9 protein-coding genes and 3 pseudogenes are annotated in these 19,706 nt (G+C 53.2%); 5 read left to right on the top strand and 7 right to left on the bottom strand.

The annotated features are described in order from the left end of the window. Together ACQZ45_RS26760 and ACQZ45_RS26755 are read left to right on the top strand one after the other, a co-directional pair. Positions 1–2,551, top strand: a 2,551-nt coding sequence (locus ACQZ45_RS26760) for an AAA family ATPase (protein WP_448742631.1), incomplete at its 5' end; no start/stop codon positions are given. 192 nt (positions 2,552–2,743) lie between these two features. Further along, a protein-coding gene (locus ACQZ45_RS26755; protein ID WP_448742630.1) for an IS3 family transposase occupies positions 2,744–3,930 on the top strand; the annotation gives its coding sequence in 2 pieces (ribosomal slippage) (positions 2,744–3,053 and positions 3,053–3,930; 1,188 coding nt in all). Between the two features lie 168 nt (positions 3,931–4,098). Here the strand turns inward: ACQZ45_RS26755 and ACQZ45_RS26750 are convergent. Together ACQZ45_RS26750 and ACQZ45_RS26745 are read right to left on the bottom strand one after the other, a co-directional pair. Continuing rightward, positions 4,099–5,346: a response regulator gene (locus ACQZ45_RS26750; RefSeq protein ID WP_448742629.1), complete on the bottom strand. Its 1,248-nt coding sequence runs from the start codon at positions 5,344–5,346 to the stop codon at positions 4,099–4,101. 466 nt (positions 5,347–5,812) lie between these two features. Continuing rightward, positions 5,813–8,686 carry a hypothetical protein gene (locus ACQZ45_RS26745; RefSeq protein ID WP_448742628.1) on the bottom strand — a complete coding sequence of 958 codons (2,874 nt, stop codon included), beginning with the start codon at positions 8,684–8,686 and terminating at the stop codon, positions 5,813–5,815. Between the two features lie 435 nt (positions 8,687–9,121). On the opposite strand from ACQZ45_RS26745, the pseudogene ACQZ45_RS26740 reads away from it, so the two are divergent. Further along, positions 9,122–9,369: pseudogene (locus ACQZ45_RS26740) on the top strand (transposase); the annotation flags it as partial. Between the two features lie 256 nt (positions 9,370–9,625). On the opposite strand, the pseudogene ACQZ45_RS26735 reads toward ACQZ45_RS26740, so the two are convergent. After that, positions 9,626–10,432, bottom strand: a pseudogene (locus tag ACQZ45_RS26735) (IS110 family RNA-guided transposase); the annotation flags it as partial. Between ACQZ45_RS26735 and ACQZ45_RS26730 the strand changes: the two are divergent. Next, a pseudogene (locus ACQZ45_RS26730) lies at positions 10,432–11,940 on the top strand (BID domain-containing protein); the annotation flags it as partial. The pseudogenes ACQZ45_RS26735 and ACQZ45_RS26730 sit on opposite strands and share 1 nt — an antisense overlap. Positions 11,941–12,175: 235 nt before the next feature. Here the strand turns inward: ACQZ45_RS26730 and ACQZ45_RS26725 are convergent. Beyond that, positions 12,176–12,589: a hypothetical protein gene (locus ACQZ45_RS26725; protein WP_448742627.1), complete on the bottom strand. Its 414-nt coding sequence runs from the start codon at positions 12,587–12,589 to the stop codon at positions 12,176–12,178. Positions 12,590–13,033: 444 nt separating this feature from the next. On the opposite strand from ACQZ45_RS26725, the gene ACQZ45_RS26720 reads away from it, so the two are divergent. Further along, complete coding sequence (locus tag ACQZ45_RS26720) at positions 13,034–13,555, top strand: GNAT family N-acetyltransferase (protein WP_448742626.1); 522 nt, start codon at positions 13,034–13,036, stop codon at positions 13,553–13,555. Between the two features lie 527 nt (positions 13,556–14,082). Here ACQZ45_RS26720 and ACQZ45_RS26715 read toward each other — a convergent pair. The 3 genes from ACQZ45_RS26715 to ACQZ45_RS26705 all read right to left on the bottom strand — a co-directional run bounded on the left by ACQZ45_RS26715 (position 14,083) and on the right by ACQZ45_RS26705 (position 19,314). Beyond that, positions 14,083–15,294: a hypothetical protein gene (locus ACQZ45_RS26715; RefSeq protein ID WP_448742625.1), complete on the bottom strand. Its 1,212-nt coding sequence runs from the start codon at positions 15,292–15,294 to the stop codon at positions 14,083–14,085. A 212-nt stretch (positions 15,295–15,506) separates the two neighbouring features. Continuing rightward, positions 15,507–17,234 carry a hypothetical protein gene (locus tag ACQZ45_RS26710; protein ID WP_448742624.1) on the bottom strand — a complete coding sequence of 576 codons (1,728 nt, stop codon included), beginning with the start codon at positions 17,232–17,234 and terminating at the stop codon, positions 15,507–15,509. Between the two features lie 379 nt (positions 17,235–17,613). Further along, positions 17,614–19,314: an RNA-directed DNA polymerase gene (locus ACQZ45_RS26705; RefSeq protein WP_112346419.1), complete on the bottom strand. Its 1,701-nt coding sequence runs from the start codon at positions 19,312–19,314 to the stop codon at positions 17,614–17,616. Positions 19,315–19,706: the final 392 nt, after the last annotated feature.

Genomic DNA, 19,706 nt, shown 5'->3' with positions numbered 1-19,706 from the left:
CATCGCCGCTGTGGTCGGGTTTGCCGGCGCTGGCAAATCCACCATGCTGGCAGCGGCTCGCGAGGCGTGGGAGGCTCAAGGCTATCAGGTCCATGGTGCAGCGCTTAGCGGAAAGGCCGCCGAGGGTCTTGAGGAAAGTTCCGGCATAGAGAGCCGCACGCTGGCGTCATGGTCTTACAGCTGCGACCATGGCCGGGGTATGATCGGCGGCAGTGACGTGTTCGTCATTGACGAGGCTGGCATGGTCGGGAGCCGTCAGCTTGCCCGGTTCATCGGAGAAGCGGAAGAGCGCGGCGCAAAGATCGTTCTTGTCGGCGACCATGAGCAGCTTCAGGCCATCGGGGCCGGTGCACCCTTCAGGGCGATTGCCGAGCAGATCGGCCATGTCGAACTTTCCGGGATACGCCGCCAGCGCCATGATTGGCAGAGACAGGCGTCGGTTGCCTTTGCGACCCACAAGACGGCCGAGGGGCTCGCCGCCTATCGCGATCACGGCGACATCCACTTTGCGGAAAGCCGCGAGGAGGCGATGGCGCAGATCGTGCGTGATTTTCTTGCCGATAACGAAGAGCATCCGCAAGGCACCCGGGTTGCCATGGCGCATCGCCGCGCTGATGTGCGCGCCCTCAATGCCGTTATCCGCTCTGAACTTCAGAACAGACAAAGGCTGGAGCGTGGCCACGGTGAGGCCGGTCGCGAACTCACCTTCCAGACCAATAACGGCAAGCGCGCCTTCGCCGCCGGTGACCGGATCATCTTCCTCGAAAACAACCGCGACCTCGGCGTCAAAAACGGCATGCTCGGCACCGTCGAGCATGTGGAGTCGGGCAAGATCATCGCCCGGCTCGATGGTCGAGGCGGCGACAGTGTCAGCATTCCGACAGACAGCTACCAGGCGATCGACCACGGCTATGCGACGACGATCCATAAAAACCAGGGAGCGACGGTCGATCGCGCCTTTGTGCTGGCGTCCAGCACCATGGACCGGCATCTGACCTATGTTGCCATGACAAGGCACCGCGACAGCGTGCAGCTCTATGCAAACAGCCAGGAGTTCGCCAAGGCGGGCCGGCTGGTTGATCACGGCATTGCGCCCTACGAGCATAATCGCCAGGCGCGAGAAAACTATTTTGTGACGCTGGAGAACGACAAGGGCGAACGGCGCACGGTGTGGGGCGTCGATCTCAAGCGGGCCATGCGAGATGCATCGCCAAAGATCGGGAACAGGATTTCCCTGCAGAATGAAGGCGCCACGCCTGTCACGCTTCCGGATGGCACCCAGGCCGAGCGCAATGCGTGGCGTGTCGTCAAGGGTGACGCGTTGGCGTACGAGCAGCTGACAAGCCGCCTGTCGCGTACCGGCGCGAAGGAAACCACGCTGGATTACATCAGCGACTTTGCCGAGCGGCGCGGGATCGCAAGCGACCGATGGATCGTAAACGACCAAGGGATCGGGCAAGAGTTTGGTGTGAAAAGCAAGATTGAACTTGCTTCCGCCCAGGATGACCGTCAAGAAGTCTTGTCCCGTGCGGCCAATCTGCAACGGGAGCAGCAGGGCCGGCCATCAGAGCGTCAGCAGGTTGACGAGGAACGTGCCGGCGATCTGGCCGGCCCTGTTCACCGCGAAGGTCCTCGCAATCAGTTCGCCCGAACAATCGATGACGGTCGGCGCGACGATCGAATAGAGGACAGCAAAGGATACCGCCGCATCCGGTGGTCCGAGGTCATGTCGCAAGACGGCGCCGTCCCTGCCCCCGCAGAAACTGTAGTCCAACAATCGCTGATGGAACCCGGCAAACCAGCTCCGCTGGTGCCAGCGATCACCCGTCACGACCGCAGCATCGAAGAGGTGGCCCGCGAAAGAGCGATGTCCGTCATCGATCACAGATTTGATACGGTGGAGTCAGTTGCGCGGCACGTGTTCCGCGACCCGGTCGAGGTCGCGGCGAGACTGCGCACCGCGATGACCGAGAAGGAAGGCAATGGAAAAATCATGGCGAAAGCCATGGCCGAGCAGCCAGAGCGCTTCGGGGAACTACGCGGCAAGTCGGGTCTGTTCGGAAACAACAAGGAGCGGAAAGAGGCGCTGCAATATGCGAGATCTCTTTCTGCCCATATCGGCTATGTCTCCGAGGCATGGGAGCGCCGGCTTGGCGAAGAACGTCAGAGCGAACAATGGCAGCGTGAGCAGCGCGATATCCTCGCGGTTCCCGGCCTCACGCCGCGCAGCGCCGAGATCATTGCCAAGGTGGAGAAGATGCCGGTCGAGAAGCGGAGCAAGTTCATCAAAGAGCTGCGATCGTCGCCTGAGGGCCGTGCCGCGCTCGGTGAGGCCAAGCTCGTGGCCGAAGCACTCACACGGCGGTTCGGTAGTTCCGATCCTCGCAGGTTCGCCGAGGAGCTTGCGGCGCGCCCGGAGCTCGCAAAGCAGGCCGAGCAGATCAACACAATCGCCCGCATGGTGCATCGTACACGCCATGCTGAGCTAAGCCATGACGACGCGCTGAGACGGCAGCTTAACCGGTCTCAAGGGCTTGGACTGAGCCGATAGTAGGCGCCGACGACAACATTGGCGTCTTTTAATCGGTCACCCCTAAAAGTGCGCCGCGCTTCCAAATTTTCCGGGCGTCGCGATGAACTAGTGAACTGCCCCCCATTTCGACCGGACAGGTCGGCATAAGCAGAAAGGCTCAAGCACAGGCTTGAGGACAGGCTTATGTCTAACGAGTATTGACACGTTGAATTGCTGACGGGTGATGTTCGCCGCAGGCGATGGACAACCGAGCACAAGCTGACCATCATTGAGCAGAGTTTCGAACCCGGCGAGACGGTATCTTCGACCGCTCGCCGTCATGGCGTCGCGCCCAATTTGCTTTATCGGTGGCGCAGGCTCTTGAGCGAGGGAGGTGCTGCAGCCGTGGATTCTGACGAGCCGGTTGTCGGAAATTCGGAAGTGAAGAAACTGGAGGATCGCGTCCGGGAGTTGGAGCGCATGCTCGGTCGGAAGACGATGGAGGTCGAAATCCTCCGCGAAGCCCTTTCCAAAGCGGACTCAAAAAAACGGATATCGCGGCCGATCTTGTTGCCGAAGGACGGTTCGCGATGAAGGCCGTCGCAGACACGCTGGGCGTCTCCCGTTCCAACCTCATCGAGCGGCTGAAAGGCAGATCAAAGCCGCGTGGGCCATACAACAAGGCCGAGGATGCAGAGCTTCTGCCCGCCATCCGCAGGCTGGTGGATCAAAGGCCAACCTATGGCTATCGGCGGATCGCCGCGCTCCTCAATCGCGAAAGGCGAGCCGCCGATCAGCCTGTCGTCAACGCCAAACGGGTCCATCGCATCATGGGTAACCACGCCATGCTGCTGGAGAAGCACACAGCCGTTCGCAAGGGCCGCCTCCACGATGGCAAGGTCATGGTCATGCGCTCCAACCTGCGCTGGTGCTCGGACGGCCTGGAGTTCACCTGCTGGAATGGCGAGGTCATTCGTCTCGCCTTCATCATCGATGCCTTCGACCGGGAGATCATCGCTTGGACGGCGCTCGCCAATGCCGGAATATCCGGCTCGGACGTCCGCGACATGATGCTGGAGGCGGTCGAGAAACGCTTCCATGCAACCCGAGCCCCGAATGCTATCGAGCATCTGTCTGACAATGGTTCAGCCTATACGGCGCGGGACACGAGGCTGTTTGCGCAAGCACTCAATCTGACGCCCGGCTTCACGCCGGTCGCCAGCCCACAGTCGAACGGCATGTCGCAGGCCTTCGTCAAAACCCTGAAGCGGGATTATATCCGGATCGCAGCACTACCGGACGCAGAAACAGCGCTCCGGCTCATTGACGGATGGATCGAGGACTATAATGAAATCCATCCTCATTCCGCGCTCAAGATGGCTTCCCCTCGGCAGTTCATCAGGGCTAAATCAATCTAACCGACCTGTCCGGTGAAACGGGGAGCACTCCAACTAGCGCCATCACGGCCGGAGTGATCATCCACAGACAGAGAGCCATCGAAAAATTGTCACAACGACAACTAATCAATGTCCTCGCCCGTGCCGCACCGGATGTAAGTGAGCTAGACTGAACCATTTCCCTTTCGTTTATTCTAAGAAATCTATGTGTTTCATGAGTATTCTACACGCCATTACCGCCGACATGTAACTGCATACAGAGTGATAATCATCCCCTTTTTCACCGTTGCAGTAATCAGATACTGATTTTACGCATATGAATTGTGGCTTTCGGACAAAGGTGTTCAGACAGGCGTCGTAGAATCCATAAGACTCCATATCGACAGCTTTAATAGCGCCATTTAGGTTTTGAATAAGCTCAATAATTCGATCATTTGCCACTACTGCCGAGCCCGATGCAGCGTGAGTAAGCTGTACCTTAGGAAACAAAGACTCCGTAGGGGCTAGTTCATGAATCTTACGCATTTCGTCCTGCGTAAAGTCACCATTTTTGCTTACCAATTCTCGCGCGATATTCCTGACGGTTTTCCCAGAAAGGCCCAGAGCATTTGGGCGCGACGAGAAGCGCTCTGAAACTAAACGACCTTCTTTGTCACGGATTTCTTCCCATTTACCGTAGTCCCAGGGAGCCGCAGAATCAAAGAAACAGAGGTCTCCTAAATTGACTTTCGATGCAACGCCGCCACAATAGCCGGACATGATTGCAATACGTGGTCGAAACCAACTGATCAATGACTGAGTTCTGGAGGCGGAAGTGGCCTGTCCAGAAGCTCCGATTGAAAACGCTATCCCGGATCTTGGATTCCCAGATTTATCATTGAAGATGAACCGTGAGACGTCAGGAAAGTTTCGATCCTTATAAAATTCGAGCAAATTGTTGTACGGCTGAAATTCCTCGTCCACAGCTGTTACTATCATCGCGTCCACATCATAATGATGGGCGAGAGAGCGTTGCTTGGATACCGCTGACCTAAAAGCATAACGCACTCGATCTATCAGGTATTCGCGCCATGCCCCGTTGTCATCTTCGGTTACGGCGACCATAAAGTGTGGACCAAGGTCTGAGGACAACAAACCTAAAGAGTTGGCCTCTTTGCTTATACCAATCAAATCTCCAGGTGCATTAAGATCTTCGTGATCATAAATTTCACGTAGTAAATATGCCACTTGAGTATAGCCTGGTTGGTCAGACCCGGAGTTGTTTGGCATTGTAAGGTCTAAGATCATCAAGTCGAATGTCTTAGATTTCAGCGCGATGCGGGCCTCCCTAATATCAGCCGCTTGAGAAACATTGCAGCCTGTGTCTTTTTCTTCATTTAGGATCTTAACTATTTCATCACGCATTGTTTTGCGGTCATGAACGACAAGTACTTCCACTACCTAATGCCCCTTAAAATTACATTTAATTCGCCCGACCAATTGGCCGAGCCGTACCTGACGCACCCGACGTAGAACGATCCTAGTACTCTGCGCGCCTCAGCTTCGACGTGATGTAGGTCAACGATACTGTCCGCGCGTTTCCCAGTTTTGGCATTCGAAAATGCGTCGAAGGCGGTCACTATCAAAGTCTGTCTTTCAAGCCCCTCGAGGCAGATCGTTTGGATGAGTTGAAGGCCTCCGAGAGTAGCCTGTGAAGGCGACCCGAAAGCAGCCCGTCCAGCTGTCAGATCCAGCGACATGTCAAGAACGTAAGCATCCCAATGCCCCTCGAATAAAAGGTTCTCTGCCTCCACCAAAGTTCTCGCCCGCGTAATTACCCAATCGTCGGATAACTGCTCCGCTAGAATTTTTTGTACCGCGTCATATTTGACGTCCTGATCTTCGGCAAAAAGAAGGTTACGAGTCATCCGTTCACTCTCAATGCAAATAGGGGCAATACAGCATGGTAGTAACCGTTTCGTTTTATTGATAAAATTTCTATGTTCTTGCGCGCCACCGTGGCGTATGAGCCGGCAATGCGAAGCAATCCGGTTTCACCAATTCGCGTCACATGTTCCCTTAAACTCTGATACATAGATCCAGCGATGACGTTGAGAAACTCACCATCTTGCTCGTTGCATTTATTCGAAATGACGAGATAGTCGTTGCCCTCCATTCGGGACGAGGAAATACGCAACGTAGTTCGCTGCTTGTCCATGTACTTTATCGCATTGAAATACAACTCCGAAAATATATCGAAAAGCATCCTAACGTTCTCCCTAGCTACGCGTATGTTCAACACATGTTCATCTGGGAAACGAACTTTGATCGCACCTTGTGACAAGTATTTCTCAAAACGTCCATCAACAGCGTTCCAGACTTCACGTAAGGTGAGGAATGGCTCATCGCCTTCCGAGGGCCATTCAAACCATCCAGTTACTCGTTCAGCGGCACGAGTAACTTCTGCGGACGACGCTGCCAGAACGCGTTCAATGTCAGCGGAACGATTGGCATCGTTCCTTTTCAGGCTTTCTTTAAGATGAGCTAAGCTGCCCATCAGGGTGGGCAGCAAAACGTCTTGGATACAATTACGTGTGCTTGATAAATTGTTGCGGAGTTTGCTCTGGAGCCACTGCGCTATTTTCGCTACTAGATCTCGCTGATCGTCGTGGGTTTCCAGCGCCGCGATTAATGATGCCATCTCATCTTGGTCGGGGACAACGTTGAATTGCCCCAATGGCTTTGAATCACGGTGGCTATGAAGATAAATATCAACCCAATCCGCGACTAGGATTTTTATTTCATCTCGGCAACGCCATACAATTTCATTCGCAACACGTTTAAGAACTCCGGGGATATTTGCCTCAGCAAGGTTGTCTAAACTCTCTTCAAATTCCCGAACCATAATATTATGTCTGATGCGGGTTCCCAATATGGCCTCTAAACCATAGCCTGGATGCTGCATGAAGTTCCTGATTACCTCGATAATCAGGTATGCTGTTGCCCACTGGAAGTTCTTTAGCGTGTATGAAACTGTTACGCCATTTGGGAAAGCAACTCTGTTCTCAGTTTTTGCTTCTCCCAATATAAATACGCCGCTCTGTTCTCTCTTTGAAAAATGCTGAATCGGATCATAGAGATCTTTGGTAGAAGGTAATTGCTCAGAACAAAATGATGACCATGGAACTTCGAATTCGGAGGCACTTATACGCTTATAGGAGATCGCCGCTGTAAGATATTTTAGTTCTTCTTCGTAAATATCTTCCGTTACGACCTCACAGAATCCAAACGCTTGAATAGCTATTGTTAAGGCGCTGATGCGGCCAGCGAGCGCTTCAATCTCGCTGAATGCCAGTGAAAGCCGCAGTATGTTTTCTTGCGTCAAAAAATGGAAGATAAACGCTGTCGATTTCGCGCCGTAGGCCTCCATTAGAACCTTTAGGAAATCAAACAGTGTGCTCTTTTCTGCAATCGGCCTAAGTATGCTTTTGACAACTTCGTGATGCAACTCACCATACTCGATGTCTTTTAATAGGAAAACATAGGCTGCTTTCAAATTGCCCTTGAACGGGTGGACCTTCTGTTTATCTAGAATCGCCTCTAACCAATTCCAATCTGCGCCACAAATGTAGCTTCGAGTGATCTTTGAGTAGTGCTCAATAGCCTCTACCCAAGACAGAACTCTTGCCTCACGCTGCAAAATCGAGACCTTGTACTGGAGAGCCTTAATCCAACACCTGTCCGTGTAGTCCGTTACTTCGCGAACTGATTGATCCAAGAATAAATCAATTTCGGACCAATCGTTCTCAAAGATATCAGACCGCCAAGGAAAATTCGCTAAACCAGGCGAAGTCATAATAAATGCGTTTGCTGAGCCGAAAAATTCAGCAAGGGCGCAGAAATCTTTGTATTCGCTAGGCCAATCAGACCTCGGAAACATGAACAGAGCTGCGCAGTATCCCTTCAACATTCTAGCAGCTTCGGTGAAACGCCACGCGCGTATCGTGCTGAGGACATTCTCGAAATCGACAACATTTGGGTATCGCTCTTTGCGGATGCCAATAAGGCTCTCCACAATCGTCGGAAGTTTTTTTTCTATGTCAGTCGGAGAAAACGAAACCAAGTTTACCAACAGGTCCTTGGTTTCGTTGGCGAGTTCTAAACGTATATCATCGTGAGATATCTCACTCTTAACTTTGATGCTTGCGCCTCTGCAGCGCCGCAATACGGCATCTAAGCGCCTATTCCCCGTTTTTTCGCAAACACGCTCAGCGAAACAAAACAGGTCTGGCTTGATCTCATTTCCAGCAGCGTTGTTCTCTAGGAGACAATCCGTCAGAAGTTCGAGTGCGTCATACGGGTGCATGAGCAGCGAAGAAAGCAAAAAACCCGCCTCATTGCCAACTATATCTCCTGTGTAACCCACCGCGTATTGAATTAGCGCCGTTTCCCAAAAAGTCTCCTTGCCCGAGAGAACATAACTGAGTGTAGCAGGAAGGAGGTAGTCGGGGGGCTGATTGATGGCGCTGAAAGCAAACGGGTAGAGAAATCTACTTTGTAGCCAATCAGTCTTCATCACCTTCCGAAGTTCACCAGCAAGAAGTTCACCGGTCCTGCAGTAGGCGGCAGCGACGAAGCGCCAGTAGAACAGCGATTGCCTGTCGACTGCTGCAACCGAGGATAATAATTTATTCGGGTCAACGTCGGGGTCGGTGAGCAGAAGCGAAGAGACCTTGTCTGAAATAACCTCAAGCCTCTTTATGGCCGACAAGTTTAGAACAATGTGGCATTCCAACATCGAGAGAAGATTCTGGAATTGGACTGAGGAATGCGTCTCATTGAAAACCGAGATATTTCGCCAGTCGATATCGTCATAAGATAAAGCTATCCATTCATTTTCGCGGAGTTCGAACGTCCTTTTAAAGAGGAAAGGGTTGATCTCGCTTCGAAGGTCCGATGTTACGCTTCTAAATCTATTGAATATCTTATGTCTCGCGTGTCTGTAACTATGGCCTCCGCGAAATGTGTTGCGAAGTTCCTCGATACCGCTTTTCCGATTTGTTTTCAAAATGAACCCATGTAACTATCACTAATTCTCCTATAAGTTGTTTTAGCTGAGCAATGAAAAAATGAAAGCCCCATACGGACAGCTTTCCCACAAATCGATCATCGTACCGGTAAGCCTACACGGTGCATTTTCCTGGCTGGGAAAGGAACGGAAGACGATGGAGGCATCGCAGTTTCAGACGCTCAGAAGGCGTTTTTTTGAAGCAGGGTGACGATGGTGTGTCGGTGGCGGAGATCTACCGTAAGGCGGGGATCAGCCAAGCGACCTACTTCAACTGGAAGAAAAAATACGCCGGTATGCTACCACCGGAGATGAAGAAGCTGAAACAGCTCGAGGACGAGAATGCGCGGTTGAAGAGGATCGTCGCGGATTTGACGCTTGACCGCGAGATGCTGCAGGACGTCATCCACCGAAATGTATGGTCCGCCCTGTCATTGCAAGGATTTTAGGTTCCGGCAATAGCAGTTTGCGTAAATGTATCCAGCCTCTCGCGAGTGGACTGCTGTTGCAGCCAGGCCCTGATGAGATCCGCAAATTCTGTTTCCAAATAGCTTCTTCGGGCACGAAGCCCGCTTTCGACGAGGATTTACAGAATGTCGATCAACTGTCTCGTCATCACCCTCGAACCTCGCAACCTGTCCGGCTTCAACGGCCAGAAAGGCGATTGGGTCAAGCTCCGACCTGACGCATACACGTGGCCCCCGGCTTTGTCAGGACAACCCAAAGGATACGGGCCAGCTTGGCAGCCAAAGCTATGGTCACCTTGTTAACGTGCATTCGCGGCCGCAAGGTATCGATCCAGACGCCAAGACGATCCTTGCCGCGATCGAGATGCATCAAACATGACCTTGCTCCATGAATGATTAAGCGACGAAGATAATTGTTGCCGCGTTTGCTGATGCCCAGGAGGTTCTGCTTCCCTGCGGTGGAATATTGTCGAAACACCAGACCCAGCCAGGCCGCAACGTCTCGGGCTTTGGAAAAACGTGTCGGATCACCGATCGCGGAAAGAATGGCGGTCTCGCCAAGCGGCCCGATCCCCGGAATTGTCATAAGGCGTCTTGCGCGCTCGTCGGTATCGGCGACCTTTTCAATGTCATCCGAGACCTGTCTGATCCGGGCTTTGAGCCGGCGGAAATCATCATGCAGATCTCGTAGAACAGATCGTGCCATAGGCGTCAAATCATTGTCGAGGTCATCCATAACCCGGCAAATGTCGATCTTGAATACGCCAGCTCCCTGTCGCATCGCGACAACATGTTCGAGGCAATAGGCGCACATTTGACAAATCAGGTTCGTCCGGGCCGATACCAGTCGGCTACGAACCCGGTGCAGCATTTGAGGGTCAACCTGATCCGCTTGCTTGACGCCAACAAAACGCATTGCCGGTCGCGTTGCAGCCTCGGCGATTGCCGCGGCATCGATGATGTCATTCTTGTTCGACTTCACATAGGGCTTCACGAATTGCGCAGGGATATGTTGCCATGACCAGGCATCGAGACAACGTGCAACTCTATGCCGACATCAAGGAGTTCACCAATGCGGGCCGGCTGGTTGATCACGGCATTGCGCCCTAAGAACACAATCCGCAGTCACGTGAGACCTATTTTGTGACGCTGGAGAATGACAAGGGCGAGCGGCGCACGGTGTGGCGCGTCGATCTCAAGCGGGCCATGCGAGAGGCATCGCCAAAGATCGGGGGCAGGATCGGACTGCAGCATGAAGGCGCCACGCCTGTCACGCTTCTGGATGGCACCCAGGCCGAGCGCAATGCGAGGCGTATCGTCAAGGGTGACGCGTTGGCCTACCAGCAGCTGACAAGCCGCCTGTCGCGTTCCGGCGCGAAGGAAACCACGCTGGATTACATCAGCGACTTTGCCGAGCGGCGCGGGATCGCAGGCGACCAAGGGACCACCAGCGACCGATCGGTCGGGCAAGAGTTTGCGGTGGGAAGCGAGATTGAACTTGCTTCCGCCAAGATGAGCGTCAAGAGGTCTTGTCCCGTGCGGCCCATCTGCAACGGGAGCAGCAGGACCGGCCATCAGAGCGTCAGCAGGTTTACGAGGAACGTGCCGGCGATCTGGCCGGCCCTGTTCACCGCGAAGATCCTCGCAATCAGTTCGCCCGAACAATCGATGACGGTCGGCGCGACGATCGGGGAGATGAGAATAAAGGATATCGCCGCATTCGGTGGTCCGAGCTCATCTCGCAAGACGGCACCGTCCCTGCCCCAACCGAAACTGTCGGCCAGCAATCGTGGCTGGAACCCGGTAAGCAAGCTCCGCTGTTACCAGCAATCTCGGGTTACAAAAGCAGCATCGAACAGATGGCACAGATGAGGGCGATGTCCGTTATCAAGCAGCAATTCGATACGGTCGAATCTCTGGTGCGGCGCATGTTCCGTGATCCGGCGGAAGTCGCCGCAAGACTGCGCGCCGCGATGACCGAGAAGGAAGGCAATGGCAACATCATGGCAAAGGCCATGGCCGAGCAGCCCGAGCGGTTCGGGGAGCTACGCGGCAAGTCGGGTCTGTTCGGAAACAACAAGGAGCGGAAAGAGGCGCTGCAATATGCCAGGTCTCTCTCCGCCCATATTGGCTACGTCTCCGAGGCATGGCAGCGCCGGCTTGGCGAAGAACGTCAAAGCGAACGAGATCCCTGGCCTCACGCCGCGTAGCGCCGAGATGATTGCCAAGGTGGAGAAGCGGAGCCAGTTTATCGCGGAGCTGCGATCGTCGCCTGAGGGCCGAGCCGTGCTCGATGAGGCAAAGCTGGTCGCTGACGCGCTCACGCGGCGGTTTGGTAGTTCCGATCCTCGCAGGTTCGCCAGCGAACTCGAGGCACACCCGGAGCTCGCAAAGCAGGCCGAGCAGATCAAGACGATCGCCCGCATAGTGCATCGTATACGCCATGCCGAGCTTAGTCATGACCATACGCTGAAACGGCAGCTTAACCGGTCGCAGGGGCTTGGATTGAGCCGATAGTAGGCGCCGACGACAACATTGGCGTCTTTTAATCGGTCACCCCTAAAAGTGCGCCGCGCTTCCAAATTTCCTAGGCGTCGCGATGGACTTGACCCGTCGCGACCGGAGCATCCCGTTCCGACGTGTTTGGCAAGCGCCGTTTGTCGTGCAACTTGACCACGCACGTTTGCCGTTTCGAACGACTTCCGCTGTCAGGCGGATGGCAATAATGCGTGAATTGCAGCGATCAGTAAGCTTATTCCTCGATCAGAAAAATTCGCCCGATTTTGATCCTCGGCCTTATCTCAACGTCGTTCTCTTGGCCGCGAAAAAGATCGAATTTTCGTTCGCTTTGGAAAGTGATTTTCGACCGACCTGATGTGAACGAACAGTCCTTTGGGCACAGAATTGTCAAATCTGCAGACTCGACTGCCCCCCGGCGACGCCAGGTAACAACCACTTTGACGCCTGATCCTAAACCAGAAATGATCTCGCACTTATTATCGACCCGGCAATGGGCTTGACCGACAATGGGCTCTGCAAACCCATCCAGCATGACAGCGGCTTGAATACGCCGCTCATCGAACGCAGCAATTTGGGCTGAAGCTGTAGCCGTTGATTGGGCAACGCACGCCATGACCGAAAAAAGAAAATATGTGTCTTCAAGCATGTGGCCATCGCCCCGGCTCCGCCCGCTATCATCGCACCATAGGAGCCGCACATTTTGACCCAATGACGACTAAGCGCCGACTGCTGTCCTCGGAGCACACGACTGATCCCGGTGAGCTCCATGTCAGCAACTCATCAATCTCGCTCTGCTATCGCCCGTTGACGACAGCGGTCAGCGTGGCCGCCACGTAGGCAAGCGGATCAATCGAGCGCCGGTGAGCGGAAGCGCGTTAAGCCGGCGCCTAAATCATTTTGTCCAGGTGCAGAATAGCCCGTTCCAGTGGGCCAGCTGCAAACGGCATGGATCATCGGAGACATCTTGCATGACCCGCCTTGATTGACGTCATGTCACCTCGTGGTTCTTGGTTACGGCCTGATACTTGGCTGCCGCATTTGCTGGCGTCTTTTGCGAAAACGAAAATGCCTGAACACAATGGAGTGTCACGTGCCCCTCATTACGACGACCGAACGGCTGCTTATACGCAAAATCGTGGACGCCGATCTCGCCTCTCTCGGCAGGATTTATAGTCACGCTGTCTGCATGCAATATTATGCTGGCATCAAGTCCCATTCAGAAACGCGCGCATGGTTTGAGGAACTGGCATTCGACAGTTACAATCGCCATGGCTTCGGTCTGTGGGCCGTTGTCGACGCGACATCGAACGAGATCATCGGTGATTGCGGGATTACTCTACAGCAAACCCCTGCGGGGCTCGAGCATGAAATCGGGTATCATCTATGGCGCGAATTCTGGGGACAGGGGTTCGCAACCGAGGCTGCGATTGCGTGCCGCGACTATGCTTTTCAAAATCTTGATCTGCGCAGAGTGGTCAGTATCACAAGCCCTGACAACATACCCTCGCAAAAGGTAGCGCAAAGCGTCCACGACAGAAAAGAAATCTATCAGAAACGAGTCCGGGGCAGCGGCACGCTCGTGGATCGCCATCTCTATATCAGCGAGAGATGACGACCATCCAGGTGCCGGCGAATGACGAGGACAGATCATCACCTTGAATACGCTGCTTCCACATCCGCTCAGACGACTTTACGCATGTCAGATGAACCCTCACGGAATCTTTGGAGATGGGTCCGGAGGCGCGCGCCTGAAAGCTCCCGCAGGCAGGAAACTTTGGGAGCTTCGATATTGACGACGCACCACCACCAACAGGATGATCATCTGCAGCGTTCATTCGCAATGTCGTGGACTCGTCCCGACCGGCTTCAAATCTACGTCCTGCCATCCCTGCGCAGCGCGGGACTCTCCATCATGTGATTACAACCTACAGGACATGATCTGACGACGAGAATCTTTGAATTCGTTCCAGATTTGGTTCAACAATCACCATATCTGCTGCATCTATTCAATGGATGTTCGAACTCTTTCGCCTACGTGATGGATCTTCTTGTGCGCCGCGAATTCCGGCCCGGCAACACGGAGATCACAGAGGTTGGCGCCTCAAAACTGTCCTTGATCGTTACAAATAAATCCCAAAACTACATTTGAATCTGAGGAACTACCACTTGTGGTGTTACGGCTGGATTGATGGGCGGGAGGCCAGGGGCCGCCTGTTGAGGTATTGCGGGGCTAATTGGATGTGCAGATACATTGTTTGAGGGAAGAGCGCGCGAAGTACCGCCGCGCGAACCTTGCACAACCTTGTAATCATCCCACCATACTCCCCCGTAGGCAAAAGTGAGCGGTCGCGCAAAGCTTTGAGAAAGGCCTATAGAATTGCCGGTATAGGATTGTGCAGTAAGGCCGAAAGCGTTGCCGCCTTTGTTGGCTGCCAAAGCGGAAATGTCCCCCTGCAGACCATCGAGCATTTGTTTAAGAAGAACGTCGCGCGCTGAGGAGGGTTTGTTGGAATTCGCGTCCTCGGCGGTGGGAGTGACTAGACTGGTGGCCTTGTCCGCAAAAGCCTGCATGCTGTCAAGTCTCGCACTGACCACGCGAGCAGCAGCGGCTGAACGTAAGATATAAGTATAATTGATGGTGCGAGTGACATAGACTCGAGACAGCATCCTTACCCACAACCGGGTTTTCGGCTTTCTGCCGTAAGTCGCTGTGAAAGCCGAGTTCATATTCGCTTGACTGCATGGATCGTCAACTCGGCCACAGAATTTTCGCAAGAGATACTGTGCGTCATACGCCGGAATGCCGTAAGTGTTGTTGTCAGAAACCGATACTCTCAGGTCTGTGTTTTCTGCCAATCCAAAGCCGAAGAGAAGTCCGAAGATTTGCCCAGGTAGCGAAGCCGAAAAATTAAATAATCTCCCACTGGCGAGGCCGTATTCGGGAAAAGCTACAATCGGAAGGGACCGCTTGAAACGTCCCCGGAAGGGTGATGATGCATCCGCGGCCTGATCCTTGCTGCGGTCAATTACTTTTCCATCAGTGCCGAATTTGCTGAGCGGCAACATCAGTCTCTTCTGGTACAGAGCTTCTGCAACCGTATTGATCTCTTCGACGTAGCCAATTTTAAGCGACCGACCGGCATTTCCTGTACCGTCTATACTACCCTCAATTGCGTAAACATCACCTATCTGAATGTCTTCCGTCGGCGGGTAAACCGACTGTACGTCCGCGCCGAGCCTGCGGATACTTGCATTCCACTGATTTTCAACAAATTCGTTTCCCGGATCGGGAGTGGAACATGCGACAAGAACAAGGCATCCAAGTACACTCAAGCTCACACTTGCGTGCATATTTACCCCCCAAATATATCCCAGAATTCATTATTTTCGCATATCTAAAATTGAGTCAAGCACTATTAAATTCTCGCATAAATAGTTTTTTATTGTTGTTTCATATCAAATAAGGCGCAATATCATCGACCTTTGACCACTACCCTCTCGCAGCGCCAATCAGGCCGGTCTGGAACGCCTCATCCAAACGTTTGGAAAATCAACACCTGCTCTTAATCGAACGCACCGACAAGATTGGCCACAAAACGGACAAATGCTCGGCGGTTCGAGTTTGCCTCCCCGCCAACACGCAGGAAATTAAACTCTCTGCGTGTCGCGTCTGCAAATGACCACCCGGGTTTAACCAGAAGATTACGGCACGCGCCAACCTCATTCCCGGTCCTTTTGCAGGAGGGTCCGTGATACACGATTTCTTCGCCGCCATTCTCCAGTTTCTTCACTTCGTTGATGACAGCATTCGCCATCAGTTCGTAGCCCACGGACGAAAGATGCATATTATCAAAGCTGAACAATCCACCCTGGCTCAACTTGTTGCTGAACGAGGTGCCCGTTACGTAACCGAATTGGCCAAAAGGCAGTTGCGGACGATTGTCAAACATGAGGGCCGGACCAGCGGGTAGCCCGAACTCACCTCTCTTGACCTCGAATGTTCTGGTCGCCTTGCAGATACCGACAGACAAACGTCGAAGGCAGCCCTTGTAGTCATACCGCGCCAATGTAGACGCCACGTCTATGAAAACAAATTTCGGACCCTGACCCAGGGAATTGTTTTCTTTGCCAAGGCTGCTGGCATACCTGTTGGCTGCACGCGCCAATTGATCACCCGCTTCTACCTGCACGGACGTGAGCGACGAATTGCCAAAAAGTGCGCTCCGGTATTCTCCGCTTCTGTACTCCAGATTGGCCGGTTGCGACGGAAGACCTATACCGTTGAAAAATACATACTGCAGACCATCGACCTTGCTCAGTTCGTCAAATAGATACTTGATGTCGGCCTTATACCGGGCTCCCAAAAATTCTCGTATGGTGCCGGCCCTGCAACGTGTCCGCCCTTCCTGCCTGTCGAGACCGCTGTTCAGACACACCTTCGTGTCGACTGACTTTGCCATAAAGGACATTAGATAAAGACCATTATTGGACCCGATATTGACGATGAGCCGTTTCGGTTTACGGAGCTTCACATGATCGAGTGCGCTAAGTTGATCGATGCATTTGGACTTCGTCGGGTTGAGAACATAATATGCGTTGGAATAGAAAAAGGCATCGGCGAGTGCTGCAAGTCGACCCTTTCCGAGTTGTGCAAGGCTCGCTTTCGCAGCCGTTTTGTAGTCTTTGGCTTTCCACGCATAAAGATCGCTTGTGTTGAACCCGGATACGGCAAGATTATCGACAAAGGCACGTTTGTTCGGAGGCATTTTACGGAACGCCAGGTCGTATAATTGTTTGCCCTGATCCCTGGCTGCGCCAGTAAGATCAGACCATCGCAGTCCTTCCAGATTCAGACCATAACTGATTGTCGAACTCGGTGAAGCGTCATGCGACGGATACTGGGGACCGTAAAATCTTCTCTTTCCGGTGCGATCACCGTTTTTCTCATCGATCAGGCCCATTGCGATCGCCACGTAGCTTGGCACGGACCACTCTGAAAGCCACCAGTTGATACGAAGTGACTGCACACCATTATAGAGGCTGTCGCCAAGCGCCATGAGTTCGGGGTTCATATATTCCTGCGGGATATCAAAGTTTGAAGAAACACAAGAAGCTTTGGCTTCGAAGTTTTCCGATTTATTTCCATCCCAATACTTATGAACATCAGTTTTATTGTAACCTGCGTTCTTTGCGTCACGATAGACTGCCGGTTTGGTGTCATATCCCACTTCTTGGGCAAACGCCGGCGAGACCGTTGCTGTGGACAAAACGATTGCGAAGAACTTCCTCATTTCACTCCCCCGAGCCAAAAAGAATAAATGAAATCCAAAACTTACAAATAAGCAAAAAACAACTTAAAGTTGGCATGATGGTCCAATTTTTGTCAAGCCTATTCTCTGCGACCGAAACATCCTCCAGTCGTTTTTGGAGCAAGTCGTTTATGTATTTAAGCAATGCAGTTTCAGCTCAGTCTGAGCGGTAGGACTGCTCCGGGGCCGCTTGCGCACGGGCCGGTTCCGAAGATCATGACTGATAAAGCGGACATCCAAGTCCGGTTCGAATCTCCTCCGGTGGGCTTAAGCCGCCAACACGAAACTCTACGTGCGATACAGCGCTTTAAGATCGCGGCACGTGCAAACGATCGAACTGGATTGATACAGCACCAAGAAATCAGTCGATCGCGATCCTCGTGTCATAATATCCGCCGTATTCATCACCAGGAAGCTCCCAGTCTTCTAGGCTCTCTTGCACGTCGATTTCATCGATCTTCCAGCTTCGCAGCGCAGCCATATGTCGCACAAAGGCGTCCGAAGGTTTCTTGGGCTTGCTGCGGCGGACATTTTCGAGACGACGCTCCTTGTCATAGAAGGAGATATTTCGATGTCGCAGTACTGCGAAGTATGGATGGCTTTGGACGAAGCCAGGTACAGGAGGCGTCAGCCAACCTTTCAAATCAGCTTCGTAAGCCACTAGCCAAAGGTTGGATTCAAGCCCCTTAACGGTCATGGCTTGCGTCCAGAGAGATACATCAAAAGCACCATCAATCAGGCCCATCTGGCTCAGGTCGAGCAAGATCAGCGCACACACCGAGCTCTCGAGCTTGGTTACAGGCTGCACCCATTGTGCAGGGAGGGTGATCCTGAGCATCTTGGAAAGAAACAGTACCCACGCGATTTCATAGTGGGCAGCCGAAGGCCCACTCTTAGCAATAGTATCCTTGATGAACTTGGCGATCCGGTCCTTCTTAACCGGGAACCCTTTTGCGTTGTATAGCGCCAACAGGTGGACCACCATTGGAATAGTTGTCGGATTTGCGCGGGCAGCTTTAATCAGGTAGGTCTCGAATTGCGGCCAGTTCGCCTTGAGGACATCGATGCTTCTGAGCAGATTGACGGCAAAACGGAGAACGTTTTGTCCTTTGTATTGGGCGGCAAAATTGAATGCTTGCGCAAAATAATGATCAATGGTTTTGGCTTGCTCTGCAAATTCCGAGGAGATGGTGCTCTGGCGTAATGCTGTCGGCCACACAGGCTGCACCTCAGTCGCCGCGTTCACCACCTTCGTCTTCTCCGGATGTATCTCCAGTTCGTAGTCGCGAGCGGCGGCGGCAAGAACGGCTACGGCCTCTTCGGCCTGCCCCGCATTGTCGAACCCGATGTACCAGTCATCGACATTCCGGACGACACTGTCTGCCGACAAATTTAACTCAGCCTGCACTCGGGCGTCGATAGAAACGGCAACGATTTCGGCGATGATCCGCGAAGTGTCAGGGCCGACCGGAATCCCGATAGTCTGGTTATCCTGCCCCTTGCGTACGGCCTTATCCAGCCGAGCGCCGAGGGACGGATCATACACGGCGGCATTGTTCAAGTTGGCTTTGGCCCAAGCCTTGGTATGCAGGCTCCAAGGAATGGCGTGCGTGTAGAGCGTCCCATAGAAACGGGATATGTCGGCTACGAGTGCATGGTTGTGGATTGCTGAGATTTCCGAGTGCCTCAGCGAGACTAGCCGGAAGTCCGGGGTCGATACGGCTCTGTTCTCATCCGATTTTATAGCTAATTCTTCAACGCCAAAGCTACACGAAGTGATGTGCTTGCTAATCTGCTGCCAATCGTCGGCAATGAGCTTGGCTACATGATACTGAGAGATCGGATTGACGATTGCCAATTCTCGCCGCCAGTCAGTCACCTTTGGAATACTGAATCTCTCGGGGTTTGTTTTGGGGTAATTCGGGTAGTTGTGCAGCGCAGACCACGCGGCTCCAATAGCACGACGATATTTTGCAAACTCGGCTGTTGTGAACGAGGGTGGCAACTCTTCAGGGAAATACCCCGCCCCCAGTAGCGCCTTCAATCGCTCGCTCTTAGACATGTCCCTCGCACGCGTAACGTCCACCCCATTTGCAGGCATTACACAGCGATATCGATCTATCAAGGCCTCTTCAAAAACGTGACCGCTTTCCTCGTGCTCTGCCGTCGTTGATATTTAGGATGTATTGCGCTTTTTCACAAACTCGGCGGGAGCCAGAGGAATTCGAACGTATCTATCGAAGTAACAGGGTAGGGTTCAAGGCGCCATAAGCGATGTCCGCTTTCCGGAAGTCATAATTGTCGGGCGAACGACCGAGATGAGGGCGCAAAGCTGCCATAGCGTTTGCGCTCCCGGCTCTTGAGATCCCATCAGGGGTGAGTAGCGGCCTGCACCATGGCAGAGTGAGGTCGCTAGAAAACTCTCTGGAGGCCAATCATGCCGATAACAGCAGA

This window comes from Agrobacterium sp. 16-2014-1-2a (assembly GCF_053522705.1).
The sequence above is the reverse complement of the archived record's forward strand: the minus strand, read 5'-3'. Positions and strand labels throughout refer to the sequence as shown.

Bases quoted from the DNA above. Each gene is read 5' to 3' on its own strand.
- ACQZ45_RS26710 (WP_448742624.1), bottom strand. From the start codon at position 17,234: ATGAGGAAGTTCTTCGCAATCGTTTTGTCCACAGCAACGGTCTCGCCG.
- ACQZ45_RS26725 (WP_448742627.1), bottom strand. From the start codon at position 12,589: ATGCTTGAAGACACATATTTTCTTTTTTCGGTCATGGCGTGCGTTGCC.
- ACQZ45_RS26745 (WP_448742628.1), bottom strand. From the start codon at position 8,686: ATGTTGGAATGCCACATTGTTCTAAACTTGTCGGCCATAAAGAGGCTT.
- ACQZ45_RS26715 (WP_448742625.1), bottom strand. From the start codon at position 15,294: ATGCACGCAAGTGTGAGCTTGAGTGTACTTGGATGCCTTGTTCTTGTC.
- ACQZ45_RS26705 (WP_112346419.1), bottom strand. From the start codon at position 19,314: ATGTCTAAGAGCGAGCGATTGAAGGCGCTACTGGGGGCGGGGTATTTC.